21 protein-coding genes and 1 pseudogene are annotated in these 21942 nt (G+C 38.4%); 10 read left to right on the top strand and 12 right to left on the bottom strand.

Annotated elements, in window-relative coordinates:
- Positions 1–499 precede the first annotated feature (499 nt).
- Complete coding sequence (locus tag ANA7108_RS0103540) at positions 500–778, top strand: HetP family heterocyst commitment protein (protein ID WP_016949388.1); 279 nt, start codon at positions 500–502, stop codon at positions 776–778.
- A 204-nt stretch (positions 779–982) separates the two neighbouring features.
- Positions 983–1858 carry an indole-3-glycerol phosphate synthase TrpC gene (gene trpC, locus ANA7108_RS0103545; RefSeq protein WP_016949389.1) on the top strand — a complete coding sequence of 292 codons (876 nt, stop codon included), beginning with the start codon at positions 983–985 and terminating at the stop codon, positions 1856–1858.
- A 121-nt stretch (positions 1859–1979) separates the two neighbouring features.
- On the opposite strand, the gene ANA7108_RS0103550 is transcribed toward trpC, so the two are convergent.
- Positions 1980–3443 (bottom strand): aminotransferase class I/II-fold pyridoxal phosphate-dependent enzyme, encoded by a 1464-nt coding sequence (locus ANA7108_RS0103550; RefSeq protein ID WP_016949390.1) that lies wholly within the window; start codon positions 3441–3443, stop codon positions 1980–1982.
- A 112-nt stretch (positions 3444–3555) separates the two neighbouring features.
- Here ANA7108_RS0103550 and ANA7108_RS0103555 point away from each other — a divergent pair, with 112 nt between their 5' ends.
- The 3 genes from ANA7108_RS0103555 to ANA7108_RS0103565 are packed head-to-tail and all read left to right on the top strand — an operon-like array spanning position 3556 to position 4373.
- Positions 3556–3765 (top strand): hypothetical protein, encoded by a 210-nt coding sequence (locus ANA7108_RS0103555; RefSeq protein WP_016949391.1) that lies wholly within the window; start codon positions 3556–3558, stop codon positions 3763–3765.
- The gene (locus tag ANA7108_RS0103560; RefSeq protein ID WP_016949392.1) at positions 3762–4004 is read left to right on the top strand and encodes a type II toxin-antitoxin system HicA family toxin; all 243 of its coding nucleotides are present in this window, start codon (positions 3762–3764) and stop codon (positions 4002–4004) included. Before ANA7108_RS0103555 ends, ANA7108_RS0103560 begins: the two co-directional genes overlap by 4 nt.
- Before the next feature lie 18 nt (positions 4005–4022).
- On the top strand, positions 4023–4373 hold the full coding sequence (locus ANA7108_RS0103565; RefSeq protein WP_016949393.1) for a hypothetical protein: 351 nt from the start codon (positions 4023–4025) through the stop codon (positions 4371–4373).
- Positions 4374–4407: 34 nt separating this feature from the next.
- Here ANA7108_RS0103565 and ANA7108_RS0103570 read toward each other — a convergent pair whose 3' ends face one another.
- Positions 4408–5529: a Gfo/Idh/MocA family protein gene (locus ANA7108_RS0103570; protein ID WP_016949394.1), complete on the bottom strand. Its 1122-nt coding sequence runs from the start codon at positions 5527–5529 to the stop codon at positions 4408–4410.
- A gap of 597 nt (positions 5530–6126) precedes the next feature.
- On the opposite strand from ANA7108_RS0103570, the gene ANA7108_RS0103575 reads away from it, so the two are divergent.
- From ANA7108_RS0103575 to ychF, 3 genes are all read left to right on the top strand, one after another.
- Positions 6127–9294 carry a hypothetical protein gene (locus ANA7108_RS0103575; protein ID WP_016949395.1) on the top strand — a complete coding sequence of 1056 codons (3168 nt, stop codon included), beginning with the start codon at positions 6127–6129 and terminating at the stop codon, positions 9292–9294.
- A 98-nt stretch (positions 9295–9392) separates the two neighbouring features.
- Positions 9393–9572, top strand: coding sequence for a hypothetical protein (locus ANA7108_RS0103580; RefSeq protein ID WP_016949396.1), 180 nt, complete (start codon positions 9393–9395; stop codon positions 9570–9572).
- A gap of 45 nt (positions 9573–9617) precedes the next feature.
- Positions 9618–10709 (top strand): redox-regulated ATPase YchF, encoded by a 1092-nt coding sequence (gene ychF, locus ANA7108_RS0103585; RefSeq protein WP_016949397.1) that lies wholly within the window; start codon positions 9618–9620, stop codon positions 10707–10709.
- A 118-nt stretch (positions 10710–10827) separates the two neighbouring features.
- Here ychF and ANA7108_RS0103590 read toward each other — a convergent pair whose 3' ends face one another.
- Positions 10828–11124 carry a DUF2288 domain-containing protein gene (locus ANA7108_RS0103590; RefSeq protein WP_016949398.1) on the bottom strand — a complete coding sequence of 99 codons (297 nt, stop codon included), beginning with the start codon at positions 11122–11124 and terminating at the stop codon, positions 10828–10830.
- Positions 11125–11677: 553 nt separating this feature from the next.
- Positions 11678–12421: a 3-oxoacyl-[acyl-carrier-protein] reductase gene (gene fabG, locus ANA7108_RS0103595; RefSeq protein ID WP_016949399.1), complete on the bottom strand. Its 744-nt coding sequence runs from the start codon at positions 12419–12421 to the stop codon at positions 11678–11680.
- Positions 12422–12774: 353 nt separating this feature from the next.
- On the opposite strand from fabG, the gene trxA reads away from it, so the two are divergent.
- The gene (gene trxA, locus ANA7108_RS0103600) at positions 12775–13092 is read left to right on the top strand and encodes a thioredoxin (protein WP_016949400.1); all 318 of its coding nucleotides are present in this window, start codon (positions 12775–12777) and stop codon (positions 13090–13092) included.
- Between the two features lie 52 nt (positions 13093–13144).
- Here the strand turns inward: trxA and prmA are convergent, their stop codons facing one another.
- Positions 13145–14065, bottom strand: coding sequence for a 50S ribosomal protein L11 methyltransferase (gene prmA, locus ANA7108_RS0103605; RefSeq protein WP_016949401.1), 921 nt, complete (start codon positions 14063–14065; stop codon positions 13145–13147).
- 138 nt (positions 14066–14203) lie between these two features.
- On the bottom strand, positions 14204–15784 hold the full coding sequence (gene serA, locus ANA7108_RS0103610; protein WP_016949402.1) for a phosphoglycerate dehydrogenase: 1581 nt from the start codon (positions 15782–15784) through the stop codon (positions 14204–14206).
- Positions 15785–16051: 267 nt separating this feature from the next.
- Here serA and ANA7108_RS0103615 point away from each other — a divergent pair, with 267 nt between their 5' ends.
- Complete coding sequence (locus ANA7108_RS0103615) at positions 16052–16729, top strand: Uma2 family endonuclease (protein ID WP_016949403.1); 678 nt, start codon at positions 16052–16054, stop codon at positions 16727–16729.
- A 173-nt stretch (positions 16730–16902) separates the two neighbouring features.
- Here the strand turns inward: ANA7108_RS0103615 and panB are convergent, their stop codons facing one another.
- From panB to ANA7108_RS0103645, 6 genes and pseudogenes are all read right to left on the bottom strand, one after another.
- Entirely contained in the window at positions 16903–17673 is a 771-nt protein-coding gene (panB, locus tag ANA7108_RS0103620; protein ID WP_016949404.1) for a 3-methyl-2-oxobutanoate hydroxymethyltransferase, read from the bottom strand.
- A 143-nt stretch (positions 17674–17816) separates the two neighbouring features.
- A complete protein-coding gene (locus ANA7108_RS0103625) occupies positions 17817–18890 on the bottom strand; it encodes a two-component regulator propeller domain-containing protein (RefSeq protein ID WP_016949405.1) in 1074 nt (357 codons plus the stop codon).
- A 469-nt stretch (positions 18891–19359) separates the two neighbouring features.
- Positions 19360–19620, bottom strand: a pseudogene (locus ANA7108_RS0103630) (ATP-binding protein); the annotation flags it as partial.
- A 31-nt stretch (positions 19621–19651) separates the two neighbouring features.
- Positions 19652–19963, bottom strand: a complete 312-nt coding sequence (locus tag ANA7108_RS30790) for a hypothetical protein (RefSeq protein WP_016949407.1) — start codon at positions 19961–19963, stop codon at positions 19652–19654.
- Positions 19963–20688, bottom strand: coding sequence for a WD40 repeat domain-containing protein (locus ANA7108_RS0103640; protein WP_016949408.1), 726 nt, complete (start codon positions 20686–20688; stop codon positions 19963–19965). Before ANA7108_RS0103640 ends, ANA7108_RS30790 begins: the two co-directional genes overlap by 1 nt.
- Positions 20689–20728: 40 nt before the next feature.
- A complete protein-coding gene (locus ANA7108_RS0103645) occupies positions 20729–21007 on the bottom strand; it encodes a hypothetical protein (RefSeq protein ID WP_016949409.1) in 279 nt (92 codons plus the stop codon).
- Positions 21008–21942: the final 935 nt, after the last annotated feature.

Consider the following 21942-nt stretch of genomic DNA (forward strand, 5'->3'; position numbering starts at 1 on the left):
CTAAATATCTATTCAGCAAAAAAATGCTGCACTAGCTGGTTAAACCTGCCCCTACTTTCAGAAAATAAACATCAACTTTGGGATAATGATGAAATTTATTTTTTTGTAAGCAGATGCTTATCTCAGCAATGTTTACTGTGACTTCACTTGTTCTGAAAATTGTCAAGGAAAATGGAGGCTGGGTGTTAAATCAAAAAATTTGATAATTGCTTCTCAATCCCTTCATGAATTTGAAATATTTTCTCAGTATTATCTCATCATTTTGCGGGGATTTATAAACCCACTAAGAAATTGTGTGTATGCTGGAAACTCTTCACCGCAATAGTAGAAATATGGGAAAATTATACCAGATTATTGACAAAATAATTTTAGATTTGGGATTTTAGATCCAATGAATTTAATCTACAATTTAAAATCTTCAAGCTTCTAACTTGAGACACAGTTACAATCCGAACCTAAACATTGATTTGCTTTATTTACACAATAAGGAGTGCATACTATGAGCCAAAATATTGCTGATTATAATAGACAAATCAATAAGAAAATTAATACCGAACAAATTGAACAAATAGTCAAAGCAATTATATCTGGTAAGTACTCCTGGGCTTGCGTTTTACTTTTACGTTTTTCAGGACACAACCCAATAGAATATATACCCTATCGTACTTATATCAGATTGCTAAAAAATAATTGTCTACTTGCTGGTTCTCAGCAAAATAAAACTCCCAAAAAAGATGTGGAAATGTTTAATCTCAAGTCAAATTGGATTCATTTCTAAGAATGTATCAAATTGAGGTTATGGTGGTTCTTGGTTAAGTGAGGTAAAAAAGCACCACCCCCAAACCCCATCCCAGTAAGCGATGAGGGGACTATGATGTACTTGATGTGATGAAGAAATGCCATACACTTAGATACATTTCTCATAACTCCTCACAAAAAAAATTGAAGAATGAAATTTCATAATTCATAATTCGTTCTCATCATGATTTACCCAGTTAGTATCTCTAATAGTCGGCTGCAACCTATCCTCAGAGAAATTGTTTCGCAAAAAAAGCTAGAAGTCGTACAAATGCAGCAAGAAATGTCTTTAGCTTCTTTACAACGTCAATTAACTGCTGCTCCGACTGTAAGAGATTTTTTTACAGCTGTGCAACAAAGTCTTGACAAACCTAGCTTAATTGCAGAAGTAAAACCAGTATTACCTGCTCAAGGTTTGATCAAACAAGAATTTAATCCAGTAGCGATAGCTAAAGCGTATGAGCGTGGTGGAGCAACTTGTTTATCTGTCGTTACTGACCAAAAGTTTTTTCAGGGTAGTTTTGAGCATTTACGTGCTATCCGTGGTCTAATAGCATTACCTTTATTGTGCAAAGATTTTATTCTTGATCCCTGCCAAATTTATTTAGCACGGGCTGCGGGTGCTGATGCAATATTATTGATTGCAGCTATTCTTTCAGATAGAGAAATGCATAACTTTTTGCGTGTGATTCATTACTTGGGAATGAATGCGGTAGTCGAAGTCCATAACTTAACTGAATTGGATCGAGTACTTAAGTTAGAAGACTTACGCATAGTGGGAATTAACAACCGCAGTTTAGAAGATTTTAGTGTCAATCTTAGTACCACTCAGCAATTAATGGCAGCTAGGCGATCGCAATTACAAAACTTAGGTATAATCGTTACTAGTGAATCAGGAATCGAAACAGCAGCTGATTTATCTCTGATTGCTGATGCTGGTGTTAATGCAGTCTTGATGGGAGATTCTTTATTGCAAAAAGGGGATTTAGAGGAAACTGTACGCAGTTTACTGAAACCGAATTCTCCTGTCTATAAAGACCTGGTAAAAAAAGCAGTCTAATATTTACTCAAAAACCTCTCTCCAAATTTCTCTTCCATAAGGGGAGAGGTCTTAAAATCAAAATTTCTGTTGAGGAAATAGTGTAAAGGTGATTATATTTCCAAAATAGAATGATTTAAATTTAGATTTTAACAACTTTTAAAGTTTTCAAACTACTATCTGCACAACCGGTGATAAAACCACCCATATTTTGAATTTTTTGCAAATATTTTAAAGCTGATTCTGTAATTAATTCTCCTGGCATTAATAGGGGAATTCCTGGAGGATAAGGACAAATAATTTCAGCACAAATCCGTTCTTGGGTTTTTTCTAAAGGGAGGATTTCACTATTAGCAAAAAATGCCTCACGAGGAAAAATTGATACAACATTGGCAATAATATCATCGTTTTTATTTTTACACGGTTGACATTCAGATGTCAAGGGGGTGATATGGGTAAGATTATTTAATGCTTGCACTAAATTGGTAATATCTGTTTTTGTGTTTCCTAAGCTAATAATAAAGGTGATATTTTGCCAAGATGAAAATTCAGGAACGACAGCAAATTTTTCATTTAAAATATCTTCAGCTGCAAAGCCAGTCAAACCTAATTTTCTCACATTGACTGTTAATCGAGTTCTGTCTAAATCTATAAATCCCGGTGATTTTTTTTGATTAGCAAGAGAAGTAGATAAGCCAGGAATTTGATGAAGTTCAATTCTGGCTTCTTTTGCTAGTAGTAGAGTTTGAGACATCAGCTTTTCCCCATGTATTGCCATTTGCTGACGTGCAGCATCTAAAGAAGCTAAAAGAATAAAACTAGGACTAGTAGATTGAACTAATTGCAAAGCTTTATTGACTCTATCAATATCAATTTTTTTACCTTGAATATGTAACATTGATGCTTGTGTCATAGCTCCCAATGTTTTATGAATTGATTGTACTGTTAAATCTGCACCTGCGCTTAAAGCAGATATTGGTAATTCTGGGTGAAAATGAAAATGTGCGCCATGTGCTTCGTCTACAATTAAGGGAATATTATATTGGTCGGTGAGTTGTGCGATCGCTTGCAAATTTCCACAAATACCGTCATAAGTAGGATAAACTATCAGCACTGCTTTTGTATCTGGATGTGTTGCTAATGCTGCTTTTACTGCTTCCGGTGTAACGCTGTGAGCAATATCTAAATCTTCATCATATTCAGGTTGAATAAAAATAGGCATTGCACCAGAAAGAATTAATCCAGAAATAACTGAAGAATGAACATTTCGTGGCAGAATTATTTTTTCTCCCATTCTACAAGTAGCGAGAATTGCGGCTTCAATTCCGCAGGTAGAACCATTAACTAAAAACCAAGTTTTCTCTGCCCCAAAAGCCTCGGCTGCGAGTTCTTCGGCTGCGAGAATTGCATTTTCTGGTTTGAATAAATTATCTAATTCTGCTAATTCTGTTAAGTCAGCGCGGAAGACATCTTTACCGATTAAATCAGTTAAAAGTGGAGAAATGCCCACACCGCGTTTATGTCCTGGGGTGTAAAATGGGGCATGAGGACGGGTTGTACAGGCTTTTAAGGCATCTATAAGGGGGGTTTGATTTTGATTGAGCATTTTTGTGGAAAATAGGTTTGCTGGTATGTTAAAATACGTATCAATAGCTATATTTTAGCTATATAGTCAGTTAGAATTCCATCAATAATTTTAACCTCAATAAAATATCCCCATGATTGAAATTGTATTTCTCGTTGAAGATGATCCAGATGGTGGTTATACAGCCACAGCATTAGGGCAATCAATTTTTACTCAAGCCGATGATATAGAAACACTAAGAGTAATGATTCGTGACGCTGTTCATTGTCATTTTCCTGATGAAGAAAAACGTCCTAAAATTATTCGTTTACATATAGTTCGAGATGAGGTAATAGCTTCTTGAAACTTCCACGAGATTTGTCAGGTACAGAATTAGTAAAAGCTCTTGCCGGTTTAGAGTACAAAGTTAGTCATCAAACAGGTAGTCACATTAGATTAACTACCCAACTAAATGGTGAACATCATGTTACAGTTCCTGCCCACGATCCTATAAAAATAGGAACTCTAAACGCAATAATTAAAGATATTGCATCTCATCATGATTTTGACAAAAATGAACTAATTGTGTTACTTTTTCCCTAGAAAACAAAGAAATAATTTATGAAATATTTCCCCAAATTAATGAATTTAAAAGATATCAAACAAAAACTATTTCCCATCATAAAAATCATCTCCATACCACTGATCACCAGCGCAATGGGATTAGAATTATGGAATATACAAACATCAATAACTAACCATCAACTACCGAGTATATTAACTCCAGCTTTAATGATTGCTCATTTTGCCCTGTCGGCTCATTTTATCGAAGCAATAGTTGCCGCTTATTATGCACCGAATCGCAATCAGACATCAATTAAATATGCAACTTATACATTTTTTGTTGGTACAGTTGGTTTATTAGAATTGTTTGACAATGATGAAGAAAAAGAGTTAAAGGGAAAAGGTTAAAAATGTTTTCTTTCCCCTTTAACCCAACTTTGCTTTAAGCTTTAGCCCCAGGTGCAGCAGCATGAATTAGTTCTGGTTTTTCGTCAGTAGCAGGACGCTCGATGGTTTGAGCAGATGTCGGACGTTTATTACGCTCAAAATTGTTTACTTGCACAGGCTGACCGGTTTCAATAGATTGATAGAGTGTCTCAATAATGCAAACATCATTCCATCCTTCTATTCCCGATGGTTCAGGGTCTTTATTTTGGAGAATACAATCGGAGAAATAGGTGAATTCTGCTGCTAATTGATCGTGACGCTCAAAAGTCCGTTCTTGGGTTTCACCATCAATAGTTAGATAGTGCTTAATTGCTCCCTGCCAAGTGTAAGCAGATTCGACTCGGATGTCACCCTTATTTCCGACAACTTGGTAATTAGAAACTTTTGCTGCACCAAAGCTACAGGTAAATGTTGCTAGTCGTTCATGGGGAAAGCGGAGGATAGCACTAGTCATTTCTTCCACTTCGCTAAAGCGTTGTTCTTCTTTGGTAGCAGCTACAGCAAATACTTCCGTTGGTTCATCTTGAAATAGATAACGTGCGGCATTAATGCAGTAAATACCAATATCATATAGCGTTCCCCCACCTTTATTCTCTTGTAAACGAATGTTTCCCTGTGCTACTTGTTGAGAGAAAACAGAATTGAACAGCCGTGGTTCACCTATTTGACGAGAGCGGACAACTTCTACAGCTTGCATATTTCCTGGTTCTAAATGCAATCTATAAGCAATCATTAACTTGACACCATTATCATTTGCAGCTTTATTCATGGCTTCGCACTCTTTTTCTGTCACAGCCATTGGCTTTTCACACAGTACATGAATAGCTTGATTAGCTGCCCGCACAGTATACTCACAATGGAGGTGATTTGGTAATGCAATATAAACAGCATCTATTAAGCCGCTGGTTAGACATTCCTCATAATCCTCATAAGCATAAGTATGCTCAATATTATACTGTTTACTGAGTTCTTCACGTTTTATCGGATCATCGGAAACCAAAGCAACTAATTCCGAGTTATCGGCTTGAGTAAATGCTGGTAAAGCAGCTTGTTGAGCAAACCAACCTAAACCAACAACAGCGTAACGAATTTTGCGTTTTTCGTTTGTATTTGTCATTTTTAGACCTCTTGATGAAGAAGTTGTTTTCAGAAAATCATTCTTTCACGTTGATAAAGTTTTTCAAGTATTTCATCGTACTCATGAGAGAGCTTTAATCATTCTTGATGCAGATTTATCATCAGTAAGTTCTAGTTTTTTTATATGAATTACTCCTTTGGCAAAATTAAGACTTTCACTGCATTTTTTGGGTAAATGCTGTATTTTTATCAGTTAACCAGGGTGATCAACTATATAAACTATATATGAGAACCCTCTGTGTCGAATGGTAGAAGACTTTACAATAAAGATTAAGCTAATCTAGCTATACAATCACATTTGCAGATTTAAACTAAAATCAGATTTTACCTACCTCAAAAGCGTAGCAGATATTAGGCATCACTCGTAGTTAGAACTTGTTTACTCATTTCATGATTCCGCAGCAATATTTAAATATCTACTACTCAATTTTCTTATTTATCTGAGTAATAGATAGTCTTTTAATCCTGAGAATAACCAGAACTATTCCCGCAGGATGATTACTAAAATTTGAGGATTGAAGGGGTATTATTATTAACTAATTTATGCAGTTTTTCGTAGGAAAGAAAGGAGAAAAGAATGATTTTTTCAAATTTGTTTACGACCTTTCAGTGGTGCTATTTACATTTAGGATTAACACCGATAAAAGCAACGGGTAAAGTGTTAACTCCTGTACAAACACCATTGATTTTTTCTAGTCCTAAATTTTTGGTGGCTTTGCTATGTGGTGTATTCATGGCATTTGCTTTTCAATTATTATTCACTAATCTCTCTGTAGCTGCGGGAATTTCAGCTTTAGGAACTGGTGCATATTCTGATGTTGATGATACACAAACATTAGGCGGAAGTATTCGCAAAATTGAAGCTAAGATTGGGACTTGGGCAATCTTTTCTTCTAGTATTGCATTATTTATCGCTTGTTTTTTAGCGGTTAAACTGAGTTTAATTCAAAGTGCGTTTTTGGGTGCAATAATCGGTGTCGTTATTTGGTCTACCTACTTCACAGTTATCATGTGGCTGGGTTCTAATGCTGTAGGTTCATTAATTGGTTCTTTTGTTAGCACTGTAACGAATGGTATTCAAGGTTTATTGGGTACAGCAACTACTGCTATTGGTGCTAATGTTGCTCAAAGACAGATGGTTTCTACGGCTGAAGAAATTACCGCCGCAGTGCGTCGAGAATTAACTTCTGGTTTTGATGCTGACAGTATTAAAAATACTTTGCAAACTTCTTTGAGTTCTCTACAGTTACCAAGCCTAGATATCAAAGAAATTAGAAGTCAATTTGACCAGTTGTTAAAAGATGTAGATTTGCGAGATATTGGCGATAGTGAACTTCTCAAAAATATCAATCGTCAGACTTTTGTTGATTTAATCAGCAGTCGGACAGACTTTTCTCAAGAAGATGTCAATAAAATTGCTGACCAACTGGAAGCTGCTTGGAAGCAAGTTTTAAATCGCCAAAATCCCACGGAGAAAGTCCTAGATTTACTGAAGTCTGCTAGTCCAGAAGAATTAAAATCAGAAAAATTAGGTGAAAGGCTGCAACAACTAATAACTGTTGGGGGAAATGGTCAGCAAACCAATGGTGTGCTAAAACAAGCTATTCAATATGGCTTGGGTGCAGCAGGAACAGCAGTGTTAGAGAGAGCTAATATTTCTGATATCAATGTTCAAGAAATCACAACTGAACTGAAAAAAATTGGCAGTCAAGCTCAAGATGTCGATGTCAATAAAATTATTGAGCAACTCAAACAGGTTATTAACAAAACCAGTGAACAAGCAAGTAAATTAGGTACTCAATTAGGTGGAAGATTTTCTACACAACCTCAAAATACTATCAAGGCAGATGTAGAGGAATATATCCTTAGCTCTTTTCCTTGGCATTTTAATCGCCTCACAATTCAAGATGAATTTAGAGAAGTCATTTATGATCCTCATGCAAATCCCAGCACTGTCCGCCATAATTTAGAAGAAATCAATCAAGATTACTTTTCTAATTTGCTAAAACAACGAGGTGACATCAATGAGGATATGAGGCGAGAAATTTCGGAACAATTAGAAAGTATTCGTCAAGAAGTTTTACCAATTGTTCAACAGGCGGAAAAACAAGATAAATCACAAAATCTTCGCAGTCAAATAGAAGATTATTTGCGGAATGCGAATCAAGAAGAATTGAATCCAGAAGGAATTGAGCAAAACTTTGGAGTGATGCTGGGAGATCCAGAAGCTGGTTTTGAAGAGTTACAGGAACGGTTGAGTAAATTTAATCGGGATACATTCTTCCCATTACTCCAGCAACGTCATGATTTTAGCGAAGAGGAAGTTAATAATATTATTGGTCAACTCGAAAGCACCCGTGATCATATCATTGATCAAGCTAGAGAATCGCAAGAACAAGCGAGAAATAAAGCTGATGAATTGCGTCAAAGGGTAGAAGATTATCTGCGGAATACTAACAAGGAAGAACTGAATCCTGATGCTATCAAACGTGATTTTCAGGTTTTGTTAGAAGACCCGCAAGCAGGAATAAATATTTTGCGTTCTCGCTTATCGCAATTCGATAGAGATACGTTGGTGCAATTATTGAGTCAGCGTCAAGATTTAAGTGAGTCAGAAATTAACCAAACTCTGGACTCTTTGGAAAGGGTACGAGATAATATTCTGCAAGCACCACAAAAAGTTGGCGAAAAAGCGCAAGAACAGTATGAACAAACAACAACAGCAATAAGGGAATATCTGCGAAATACCAACTTGGAAGAACTTAACCCAGAAGCTATTCAGCGAGATTTACAACAGCTGTTGAATGACCCCAGAGAAGGTGCTGTAGCATTACGTAATCGCTTGTCGCGATTTGACCGAGAAACATTAGTTAAATTGCTGGCTGGACGCGAAGATTTGAATGAAGAGCAAGTTAATAAAATTATCGATTCTGTACAACAAGCGATCGCTAATATTATTAAAGCACCTCAACGTTTAGCGCAACGCACGACTAAACAAGTGCTAGATTTTGAAGCCAATTTGGAAAATTACCTGCGTAACACCAACAAAGAAGAATTAAATCCTGAAGGAATTAAACGCGATTTGCAAATGTTGCTATCTTCACCCCGCGCAGGTATTGGAACTTTAGGTGAGCGTGTTTCCAAATTCGACCGTTCTACATTAGTAGCTTTGCTTTCTCAACGTGAGGATATTTCTGAAGAAGAAGCAAACCGAATTGTAGACCAAATTGAATCTGTGCGTGACTCGATAGTTCAACAATTCGAGCAAATTCAGCAAAGAATGCGATCGCTAGTTGACAGTGTTTTTGGCAGAGTTCGTGACTATCTCAACTCCTTAGACCGTCCCGAACTCAGTTATGAAGGCATTCAGGATGATGTTGCTAAAATATTCGATGATCCGCAAGCAGGATTTGAAGCATTGCGCGATCGCTTAAGTCAATTCGACCGTGATACTCTAGTTGCTCTCCTCAGTTCTCGTTCAGATATCTCCGAAGAGCAAGCCAATCAAATTATTAATCGAATTGAATCAGCGCGGGATAGGGTATTACACCGAGCCGAACGCATCCAGCAAGAAACCCAAAGAAGACTACAAGCTATTAGAGAACAAGCGAAACAGCAAGCAATTGATAGTAAAAAAGCCCTTGCAGATGCGGCTTGGTGGTTATTTAACGCCGCTGTTGTCTCCCTAGTCGCATCAACAATCGGTGGCGTTTTAGCCGTAATTACTCCCAATCTGTTTGTTTAAAGGCGATTCCCCAAGAGTCATCTTTTTAAATGTAGAGATGTTCCACGGAATGTCTCTACAACTTTTTTTACATCCATTATCATCAAGTTAGACTGACCATGATTAATCCCGCTGCTATCTCCATCCCCGAACCCCAAATTCCTACTCCTGAAACCAACCCCCTACCACCACGTCCTCAGCCTACACCACAAGAGCCAACCATTCCCCCACCTTTCCCGGAACCAGTACCAGAAACAGTACCCGCACCAATTCCTCAAACCATTCCTCAACCTGTTTGAATTATCTTTATAGTGGATAGTTGAAACCAAAATCTAAAATTTACAATGCTAAGAGCCGGAATTGTCGGACTTCCCAACGTCGGAAAATCAACCTTATTTAACGCTGTAGTGGCTAACGCCAAAGCCGAAGCCGCTAATTTCCCATTTTGTACCATTGAACCCAACGTTGGCATGGTCTCAGTCCCAGATGACCGGTTAAACGTTTTAGCAAAGATTGCTACTTCAGTACAAACTGTACCCGCCCGTGTCGAATTTGTCGATATTGCCGGTTTGGTGAAAGGTGCAAGTCAAGGAGAAGGACTGGGTAATCAATTTTTATCCCACATTCGGGAAGTTGATGCGATCGTTCATGTTGTCCGTTGTTTTGAAAATGATGATATCATTCACGTTGCCGGTTCAGTTGATCCAGCGCGAGATATTGAAATCATTAATTTAGAACTGGGTTTATCTGATTTATTCCAAATTGAAAAACGCATTGATAGAACTCGCAAATTAGCACGTACCAGCAAAGATGCACAATTTGAAATTACGGTTTTAGAAAAATTAGCCTCTGTTTTAAATGAAGGTAAATCTGTCCGTCAAATAGATTTGAATACTGAAGAATCTGAAATTATTAAAGGCTTAGGATTACTTACCAATAAACCAATTATTTACGCTGCTAATGTTTCTGAAGATGACTTAGCAACTGGTAATGATTTTGTGGAAAGAGTGCGAGAAGTTGCTGCGGTAGAAAATGCTGAGGTTGTGATTGTTTCTGCTCAAGTAGAAGCAGAATTAGTGGAATTAGCAGAAGCCGATAAAGCTGACTTTCTAGAATCTTTGGGTGTGAAAGAAGGTGGTTTAAAATCTTTGATTCGGGCAACTTATACTCTTTTAGGTTTGCGAACTTATTTCACCTGTGGACCCAAAGAAACCCGTGCTTGGACAATTCATGCGGGAATGTCTGCACCCCAAGCTGCAGGAGTCATTCACTCTGATTTTGAACGGGGATTTATTCGCGCGGAAACTGTGGCTTATAACGATTTAGTCACACATGGTTCAATGAATGCAGCCAAAGAAAAAGGCTTGGTAAGAAGTGAGGGTAAGGAATATATTGTGCAAGAAGGTGATGTACTATTATTCCGATTTAATGTGTAATAAGTAGGTTAGGTGCGTTATCCTGTGGCTAACGCACCCTAAAATGATTCTCCTAGTAAAGCTTCTAGCACTGTCACCTGTTCCCTATCACCTGCTACCAACCCCCGTCAGCAATATTTTAGACAGTAGTGATTTCTTGCACCAAAACATAAGGTTCAACAATTAAAGCATTAAATCGTTTAGTGCGGTTAAGATTCCATTCTCCAATTTGATCTACTGTAGGTTTGGCAATCAATTGCTCATCAATCCACTGTTGAACTGAAGGAATGTTATCACCTGCGATCGCAACTCCCACATCTAATAAGTCTAATCCATTTGTTACCACAATTATTGCATCTCGCTGCACATGAGGAATTAACCAATCCCATTCTGCTTCATCGATATTTTTTTGTAATTCTGCTCTCAAATCCGACATAATTTCTAATCATACGCTTATCATCTTGATTTTACATGATTTGTTAATTTAAGAAAAATCATTTGTCAGAAAACTGAAACAATGATATTGGATATTTTATTCAAAAATCACATTAACTAAACAACAAATAACCACTAAATTAGCTTTGTTACCTGCTTACAAAAAACGGCTTTCATCTCTTTCTTAAAAGCTGCTGTCGTGTACTAGTAGTCTGTCAAGAACTAATTGACGGTTAAATAAATTTTCCTTCTTCCTTCTTCCTTCTTCCTATCCCTACGGGACACTGCGTGAACGCGCTCTTTGCGTCTTCGCGGTTCGTTCCTTTATCCGTCAAAATTTATTTGACAGACTAAGTAATTGGACAAAAATATTTACAGTCATTGCGAGCGAAGCGAAGCAATCCCAGCCCTTGCGATTGCGTCATTCCACTGCGTTCCATTCGCAATGACATTGTGTAATTAATTCTGTCCTAGTACTTACTAGCAATCTGGGGCTACAAAAATGAAGTCCACCTATGCGGACTCATTAAAATCCAATTAAGCGGGTTTATATATTACGCCATCACCATACCGCCATCAACATTAAAGACTTGTCCAGTGATGTAGGCTGCGGCGGGATCGGCTGCTAGGAAGCGCACCATACCAGCAATTTCTTCTGGTTGACCAAAACGCCCTAGAGGGATGTATTGCAGGATGCCTTCGGCTTTGATATCGCTAGTCATATCGGTGGTGATAAAACCAGGGGCAACTGCGTTGACTGTGATTCCACGGGAAGCTAGTTCTTTAGCAACAGTTTTGGTAAAACCGATGACACCTGCTTTGGCAGCGCTGTAGTTCGCTTGTCCAGGATTGCCCATTTGTCCAGCAACGGAGGCAATGTTGATAATTCTACCTGAACGTTGCTTCAGCATGATTTTACTGACGGCTTTTGTACATAAGAAAACACCTGTAAGATTAAGGTCTATGACAGATTGCCAATCTTCTAGTTTCATCCGCAAGAGTAGTGTATCGCGGGTAATGCCAGCATTGTTAACTAGAATATCAACTCGGTTAAACTTATCTATAGTTGTGTTCACTAGTGCATCTACTTGTTCAGCTTGAGAAACATCAGCTTGTAGGGCGATGGCTTCCCCTCCGACTGCTGTAATTTCTGCTACTAGACTTTCAGCCGCACTACTAGAATTGGCATAGTTGACAACGACTTTCGCATTTTGGGATGCTAGTTGTAAAGCGATCGCTCTACCAATTCCCCGTGATGCACCTGTGACAATTGCAACTTGATTTTGTAATAATGTCATTTAATTGTCCTCGATCTTACAAATACCGCGCTAATTATCTTATGGTGATTTGGGGAATATATGATACTGTTTTACTTTAACCTTGATACAAATGGACAAACGCGGAGATTCATTTGTAGTTTTAATCAAGTCTTGGGTTATTTAATATAGCAGGTGACAGAGTTGAAAGTCTGTTTGTGTCTAGGTTTTATGATTAGTTCATATCCTAACTACCTTGGCTGTTGCGGTATAATCTGGGGTAAATTAGCGAATATTGACTAAATTAACAATTTTCCTAAAAAACCATTAAATTAAGTCAATCCCATATTGTAAGAATTACTATTAAAACAAACAATTAAAAATTGGCTTGTGTCATGACAACTAAAAAACAATTTAACAGCTTTGAAGAAATGCTGTCTGGTTCCGATGTACCTGTGTTGGTAGATTTTTATGCTGATTGGTGTGGACCCTGTAAACTAATGGCACCAATATTAGAGCAAGTCAATGCTCAACTCAAAGACCGTTTACGAATTATTAAGATTGATACGGAAAAGTATACAGAATTGGCAAGTCAATATAACATTCTAGCCTTACCAACTCTGGTACTATTTAAGCAAGGTAAGCCAGTAGATAGAATTGAAGGTGTAATGCAAGCACCACAATTAGTCCAACATCTTCAAACCTTGATTTAACACTTATTCAGTTATCAGCTAACAGTATGTTTACTGCTTACTGATAACTGGTTTAAGAACGTCTTGCATTTAAGCAGCACCATTCTTTTCTTTTCCATAGAGTAGCAACAACCCAGCCATTTTGCTCTAGAGCATCAGCAACGCCTTTAGATTGCTCCAGTAAAATACCACTGAAAATACCCCAAGTAGTAGATTTAGTGATGGCTTTCATTTCGGGGAGTAACTCAATAATCACGTCAGCTAAAATATTGCAGACAATACCATCAACTGGTTGACTAATCACTTTTGTTAAAATGCCTACACTACCTTGGAGAGGGATTAAGTGTTCTGAGTCAATATCATTGAGAGCGCGATTGCTGAAGGTTGATTTTACTGCTAAGGGATCAGTATCGACTGCATAAGCTTTTTCTACTCCCAGTAGTACTGCACCAATAGAAAGAATGCCGGAACCACAACCAATATCCGCAATTACCAGGGGTTCTTTTGGCTCAACCTTAGCAATAAAAGCTTCAGGAACTTGACTAAGACGCATTTCTAGAGATTCTAGACATAACTGGGTTGTGGCATGATTTCCTGTACCAAATGCTACACCTGGATCAAGACGAATTACCAAACGTTCTAATGAATCAGGTAGCGGTAGCCATGCGGGATTAATCAGGAAGCGATCGCCTATTTCCTGCGGTTGCCAATATTGTTTCCAGCTACTAGCCCAATCTTCTTCATCAATCAAATTCCAGTGCAGCAGCGGAGATGGTAATCCTATACATAAAGCATCTTGGCGCAGCCATAGTGAGAGTGCCGACAAATCCAGTAGCTGTGCTTGAAAGTTGGGCAAATAAGCCTTGACTAGTGAGGAATTGCCTTTGCTTTCAATGGCTGTACCACGACAGCCAAAAATCTCCAGTCGCCAAAAGATAGAATCTTCTAAGTCTGGATCACATAAAATTTTTAATTCCCACCAGGTGTTTGCCATATTTTAGTGCTGAGTTATGAGTCCTGAGTGCTGAGTTATGAGTTATGAGTTATGAGTTATGAGTAATTCAGTTAAGTAGTAATACTCTTGCTCTTAACTTTTGTCTTCACTCAGCATTCGTTACTCAGCACTCAGCACTTATAAAGTTACTGTATACGCATCTCGAATCCCAGGTACTTTTTTAATTTCGTTCAAAATGCCATCGGGTAAAGGATCATCAATACTCAAGGCCATGACAGCATCACCACGAACAATTTTTCGCCCTACCTGCATACTGGCAATATTGACATTAAAGCTGCCAAGCAGGGAACCGAGTTTCCCGATAATTCCTGGCATATCGCGGTGTAGGGTAAAAAGCATATATTTACTGGGTGGGACGTTAATGGGGAAACCGTCAACGTCTGTCAGGTGGATTTCTTTATCACCTAACAAAGCACCAGTGACTGAATGAGTACCTAAAGTCCCTGTTGCTTCCAGATGTAGCGAACCAGCATAATCTCGCGCCGAGGCATCACGGGTTTCAATGACTCGAATGCCACGTTCTTTGGCTTCTATGCTGGCATTGACATAGTTTACCCGTTCCCGTAGGGCTTGATAAAGTAGTCCTTTTAGGGCTGCTACTACCAAAGGCTGACTCTTATTTGTGGCCAGATCCCCTTGCAAGGTAACATTAAGTGTTTCCACTCGTCCACCTACTAGTTGTCCTACCAAGTTACCCAAGGTTTCTGCCAGCTGCATATAAGGCTTGAGTTCTTCTAAGATATCGGGGCTAAGTCCGGGAATGTTGACGGCTGAACGGGCTGGTAGTCCTAAAAGCACATCCCGAATTTGTTCAGCTACGTCTATGGCTACGTTTACTTGGGCTTCGCTAGTGGATGCACCCAAGTGGGGAGTGAGGATCAGGTCTTTTCCGAGCGATCGCAATTCTGATTCTCCTAGCGGTTCAGACTCGTACACATCTAAAGCTGCACCACCAATTTTACCCTCTTTAATTGCTGTTGCTAAAGCCGCTTCATCAATGATGCCACCACGAGCGCAGTTGATAATTCTCGCAGTCGGTTTCATCTTCGCCAAAGTTGCGGCGTTGATTAAATGGGTAGTTTCTGGGGTTTTGGGGATGTGTAGTGTGATATAGTCCGCTTGCTGAAACAACAAATCTAAATCCACCAACTGACAGCCAAGTTGTTCAGCCCGTTCTGTAGAAATAAAGGGATCATAAGCTAACAGTTTCATTCCCATAGCTTTAGCTACAGACGCAACATGAGAGCCAATTTTACCTAAGCCGACAACGCCGAGAGTTTTTTTGTATACTTCTGCACCGACAAAAGTTTTACGATCCCATTCACCGCGTTTGACTGAAGCATTTGCATCTGGGATATGACGAGATAAAGATAACATCATTGCTAGGGCGTGTTCAGCAGCAGCAATGGTATTTCCTTCAGGAGAGTTAACAACTACAATACCTTTGCGGGTAGCCGCAGGAACATCGACATTATCTACACCCACACCAGCACGACCAATAATTTTTAATTGTGTGCCAGCTTCAATAATTTCTTGAGTGACGCGGGTTCCAGAACGGATCATCAGCGCGTCATACTCACCAATAATTTCTATCAATTCTGCTGGTTTAAGACCTGTCTTGACATCAACCGTAGCAACTTGGGAAAGAATGTCAATACCAGCCTGGTCAATAGGATCGGAGACAAGAACCTTGGACATGATTACTTCATTTAAATTTACAGGTTTTGCGGCACAAGACTTTTAAGTTTAGTCTTTATCTGTGACAATTCTGCAAAAAATTATGGGTGTTTATATGAAATAAGCTTTGATCAAAAAGATGTGATGATGCTTAAAAGGCTGATAGTGACTTCTCCTGAGATAAAACCACCTCACTGCTTTTGCTGGGAAATTCAAACCCTTAGAGCTTTTGAAGGATTCATTTCGGCATTTTCTTTATAATTGTTGTGAGTGTTGGGGAAAGTAGTCATGTTAAATTTCAACCTACCAAGGTACTTACCCTCTGCTGAAGAATTACCCGACTCTGATGAAACACCCGTGGATAACGAACTGCAAGAATTAATTCCAGGATTGCTGAAAGCGATACTGCTAACACTTTGGGCAGAACGCATGGACTGGTTTTTCGGAGTAAATATGGGTATTTATTATCACCCTGATGAACTGCCGATTGTCCCAGATGGGTTTCTTAGCTTGGGGGTAGAACGTTGTTACGATGAGGAACTACGCCCTAGTTATGTGTTGTGGGATGAAAATGTTGTCCCGATTTTGGTGCTAGAAGTAGTTTCCCCAAATTACCGTAAGGAATATAGCATTAAATTGGATGAATATGCCGCATTAGGAGTGCTGTACTATGTGATTTATTCTTCTCGTCGTCGTCGCCAACCCAGGTTGGAAGTGCATAAATTAGTCAATGGTAAGTATGAGTTACAGGAAAGCAGTCCTGTTTGGCTACCAGAAATCGGCTTAGGAATTGGTTGTGAACGAGGCAATTATGGCGGCATAACCAGGGAATGGTTGTATTGGTATGACGAATCAGGAAAACGTTATCTAACACCCCAAGAACAGATTCACGAAGTACAAAACCACGTCACCAAGCTGGAGGATAAATTGCGTGAGTTAGGAATAGATCCAGAAAGTTTAAGTTGATACGGGGACGCGGAGATGGGGGGAGGGAAAGACACGGAGACAGTGGAACGCGGGGACGCGGAGAGTTTGTTTGATCGCAAACGGCTGAAAGTAGAGTAAAACCCTCTTTCTCCCTGCCCCCTGCACCCTGCACCCTGCGCCCTGCCCCCTGCCTCCTGCACCCTGTCCCCTTATTATGGAAATTGCCGATCGCGCACTTCCACAGCGTAGTCCTGGACGGCTTTGGTAATTGTTTCTCGTAGGTTTGTATAAACTTTGGCAAATGGTGGCTGCTTTTCTGAAAGTCCTAAAATATCAGAAGTCACTAAAACTTGCCCATCACAATCTGAACCTGCGCCAATGCCAATAGTGGGAATACGGAGTTTTTGAGTGATTTGTAATGCTAGATGGGCGGGGATATGTTCTAATACTATTGAAAATACACCAGCTTGTTCGAGAGCGATCGCTTGATTTAAAATTCTCTCCCCTGCTTCCGGGGTTTTTCCTTGTTGTCGCAAACCAAGTTGATGTACTGATTGCGGTGTCAAACCCACATGACCCATGACTGGAATACCAGCTTGCACCAACCGCTCTATAGTCTCGACCATTGCGGGATAACCACCTTCTAATTTTACAGCCTGCGCTCCAGTTTCTTTCAGCACTCGTCCAGCTGACTGCATTGCTTGTTGAATACTTTCTTGATAAGTCAAAAATGGTAAATCTACAACGACTAAAGCATTTTTCACACCACGACGCACAGCTTTAGCATGGTGGATCATTTCTTCTAAAGTAATTGGCAGAGTGGTTTCATAACCAAGCACAACCGCCAAAGAATCACCTACAAGGATTAAGTCTACACCAGTTGCGTCGAGGAGTTGAGCGATCGCATAATCCCAGGCAGTCAAAGCGACAATTGAACGTCCCTGCTGTTTCCATTGAATTAATTGCTGGGTAGTAACTGCCATAAATAATTTTAAATTTTAGATTTTAGATTTTAGATTGGTTAATGGGTAATGGGTCATGAGTCATGGGTAATGGGTCATGGGTAAGAGTTTTTTACCAATCACCAATCACCAATCACCAATTACCAATCACCAATTACCAACCCCTACTTTACAAACCGACCAAAACCGAAATGAGGTCGCGCCTGATCCATTGTAGGCATTAACCAAGCCAGCCCCTCACTGGTTCCCACCCACAATTTATTGCCGATATCAGGTGCAAGGGTCAAAACCCGACTAGAAGGAAGTCCAGCAACTCGATCTAACAAAGCTCCTGTATTTGGATTTAATCTTAACAACCCATTGGTACTCCCAACCCACACGCTACCATCTTGAGCAAAGCGAATTGAAGTTACATTTCGTCCCCGCAAAGGAGTTACAGACCTCAGCACAATTCCATTTTTAGGGTTAATTACTAACAAATTATTCGGCATTCCTGCCCAGATTAACCCTTCCGGACTGATAGCTAAAGTTTGCACAGTTGATCCTGGTAAACTGCCGATTCGCTTCATAATCAAACCACTGGCAGTATTCACCCGCACTAATCCATCCAAAGTCCCAACCCAAAGTTGACCATCAGCATCTAAAGTCATAGCATTGGCGCTAACACCAGGTAAATTTTTAACTGTTGTCATCACCAAACCTTGGTCAGGACTAATTAGAACTAAACCACTATCAGTTCCTGTCCATAAATAACCACGTTTATCAATTAATAGCGATAATACCCGCTTGGAAGGTAGTAATAAATTTTGGGCTGTAATTTCATTCGTGCGAGGATCAACTCGTGTTAAACCTTCATAATTTCCCACCCACAAACGACCGACTTTATCTTGAGCTAAAGAACCAATAGCAATATTTGGTAAACTAATGCGAGCAATAATATTACCCGTATTCGGGTCAATGCGCGATAAACCCCGCCAAGAACCTACCCAAAGATTACCAGCAAAATCTCCTAGTAAGTTACTAACACGATAATCAGTTTCTACTTCCCTTTCTAGCACGTCCCGCTCATTAGGTAAGGGATCTATTCGCTTTGGGGGTGGTGCGGCTGGATAAGTGGAGGTAGAACTCGGTTGATTGAGACTGGGATTTATGTCTGTATTACTACTATTATCAACATTTTGGGCTGTAGCTGGTGTTACCATGCTTGGTAAAGCTATTAATCCCAGCAAGGCGGACATTATCAATAAATTAGTATGCTTGTGAAATAAAGTCACGGTGATATTCCTTTTGATAGAAGTATCCAATTAATAACTTAAAGTAACCTAAAAAGTCTTTGGCGTAGATAGGAAAAATAATGGCTTAGGGATTTGCACAGAAATATGATACCAGCTATTATAAGTTTGCATACACCTAGTTAAATATACTAGAATTTGTAAGTTTATTTAATACTAAATAGAGTAACGTAAATAATTAAAGGTTTGTAGTCAGGTCTTTAGACCTGAAATTCGGGCTAAAGCCCTAACTACGAGCCAATTAGGGATTTGCACAGAAATATGATACCAGCTATTATAAGTTTGCACACACCTAGTTAAATATACTAGAATTTGTAAGCTTATTTGATACTAAATAAAGTAACGTAAATAATTAAAGGTTTGTAGTCAGGTCTTTAGACCTGAGTTTCGGGCTAAAGCCCTAACTACGAGCCAAAGCGCGATTTTTACCCGCAATTTCCACATTGTAATAAACAATTCCCGGATTTTGGCTGACATAATGGGCAATAATCGCACTTTTACCAATACCCGGTTCACCGATAATAGTAAAATAGCCCCGGTCATATTGATCGAGAAAGTTGTTGATAGCAGAAAAGACAAATTCACGACCGATAAAGTTGTAATTTTTGGCGTTAATGATTTGCTGAAATTCTGGGGGATGTCCTCTTGTATTTGTAAAATTTGTGTTATTAAACATTTCTTTGCCTTTATTTGATATTATGAAAAATTTAATTTTTCTCCTTTATAATTTCTTCAATATCTTGCCAAAATTCTGCTCTTGTCACATTTTTTAGAGACTTTTGGCGTTCTTTTGTATAATCACCAGAACCCCAACCCATTTCTTGTAAAAAGCGAATTGTGTCAATTTGAGCTAACTCTTTAACTAAAGCTTGATAACCTTTTCTACGTAATTCAATGAGTGTCATTTTCATAATTTTAATAACTGCTTCACCTTCTAAACGATTTCTATCATAACTCCAATCATCAAAAGGACGATTTAAACAGCAAACATCAAGATAAATAAAATAAGATTTGCTCATTATATATCCCCTCCCTCCAAGCGCAGGAAATGAAGCCGTCCTGATTGTTCTCCTACGACAATTGTTAACCCATTGGGAGAAACTGCACAGCAAAATATAGAACTTTCACCAATAAAAGTAGAGAGTTCCTTTCCTGTCTCCAAATCCCACACTTTCAGGGTGTCGTCATTTGAACCAGAAACGGCTTTTTTGCCATCGGGGGTAATTGCTACTGCTTGTACATAGGAGTTATGACCTGTCAGGGTACGCAGTAAGTTTCCACCTGGAGTAGTTAAACTGGCTGTAATCGGACATAATCGCGGAATTTTACTTTTACTTTGTGCTGCATCTGCTAATATTTGCTGAATGTCTCGCTGTTGACAACTCTGCAATCTTCCCCATAATTGTCCTACTAATTGATTTGAGTCCTGATTCACCACATGGGAGGATAACTCTAGAGTCTGTTGAATTATTTTTAGGGTTTTGATTTGTTCTAGTGTTAATTGTTTATCATGTGCTAAGTTTTCTAATTTTTCAGGCTCTTTAACTAATAAATAATCTCTTGTTAAAGCTTCTATTCCAAATTTAGGATATTCAATTTTTAGAGAAATAAAATCAAAATCGGTGAGAGTTTGATAATATTTATCTGAGTTACCTGCTTTTAAATGTTGTTCAGGGAACTGTCCCAGAAACAAACTTTTAAACTCTGCTGGTTTTGCTGCTAATTTAGTAGCGATATTTCCCATATTATTTATTTTATTTCCTTTAGATATTTAAGTCAAGTTCCTAGTTATCTAGTTGAGGATGGCAATAGGTAAAATAATCTTTAATTACTTTTTCTTTAAACAGGTTTAAAATTGCTTCCGGTTTAAATACTCCATACTTTACTAGAGCGTAAACATAAACAGTATCAACATCATCAGAAATTTCCGTAGGATTGAATTTTAATTCTTGTAAAACTTTGATTACAGCTTCATTTTTTTGAGCTTGTTTGATGATTAATGAAGCAGCTTGAGGAGCATATTTTTTAATCACGGAAATAATAGCGGCAAATTCTATGATCATGTCTAATTACCGGAAAGTTACTATTTAGCTTATGTGTGTTATTACATCTACTATATAAGTTAGTGTTGCATTTATTTGAGCTTTTTAGCAAAATGTACGATAGTTACTGGTAACTATAATAACAATGCTGATTATAGTAAAATGTAAATGATTTATTTTTAGCTAAATTTTATACTCAATAAATATTCATAGGTTAACGGCTTTTCTGACATTCACACACACTTAACACTGTTACTTGCATATTGCTTTTCTATATCGGTCTTGCTAATTTTAGATAATCAGGACTTACGCAACTGGCATATTGGTAGGGTGCGTCAGACCTGACATATCCTGCAAATAACTAGATTATTGATATCTGACGCACCATAAAATAGATGTTTGGTGTGACACTTGCGTAAGTCCTAGAAAATAAAAATGTCTGTATTCCTTTCCTGTTCGCTGTTAAGAGTTCCCTGTTCCCTCTCCTAACTATAAAATTTATTTTGCACGACTACTTGTAAGCTTTCCAACTTTTTATCTGTCGCCATTATTTTTTGTATCGGTATTTTATATTACAAAACTTTATAATAAAACTCTTATCCCCTGACCGCTTTACACTGAGATATATACATTTGTAAATCATTCTTAACAAAATGTTTAAATCTTTTTGTAATAACAAATTTAAATAGATGAGTAGACAAAATTTGAAAAATAACTTATTGAATTATTGATATATTGTGGGGTAAGCTACAAATTCACTGATGTGCAATTTCTTCTCCCTTGCCCATCCCATGACTAAACCTGTCTTAAGTGAAATTGCCTGATGATGAATCTTTACCTTCTGTAGGTAAAGGTATCAGACTAAAAAAAAGACAATTGCAGCAAACCAGCTTCATACACTGGAATGCAACGGTTTTTCAGGCAAAAATTCCTCAGACGGCTTGTAAAGCCAGAGA

Origin of the sequence: Anabaena sp. PCC 7108, from assembly GCF_000332135.1 — a bacterium.
Lineage (GTDB): Bacteria > Cyanobacteriota > Cyanobacteriia > Cyanobacteriales > Nostocaceae > Anabaena.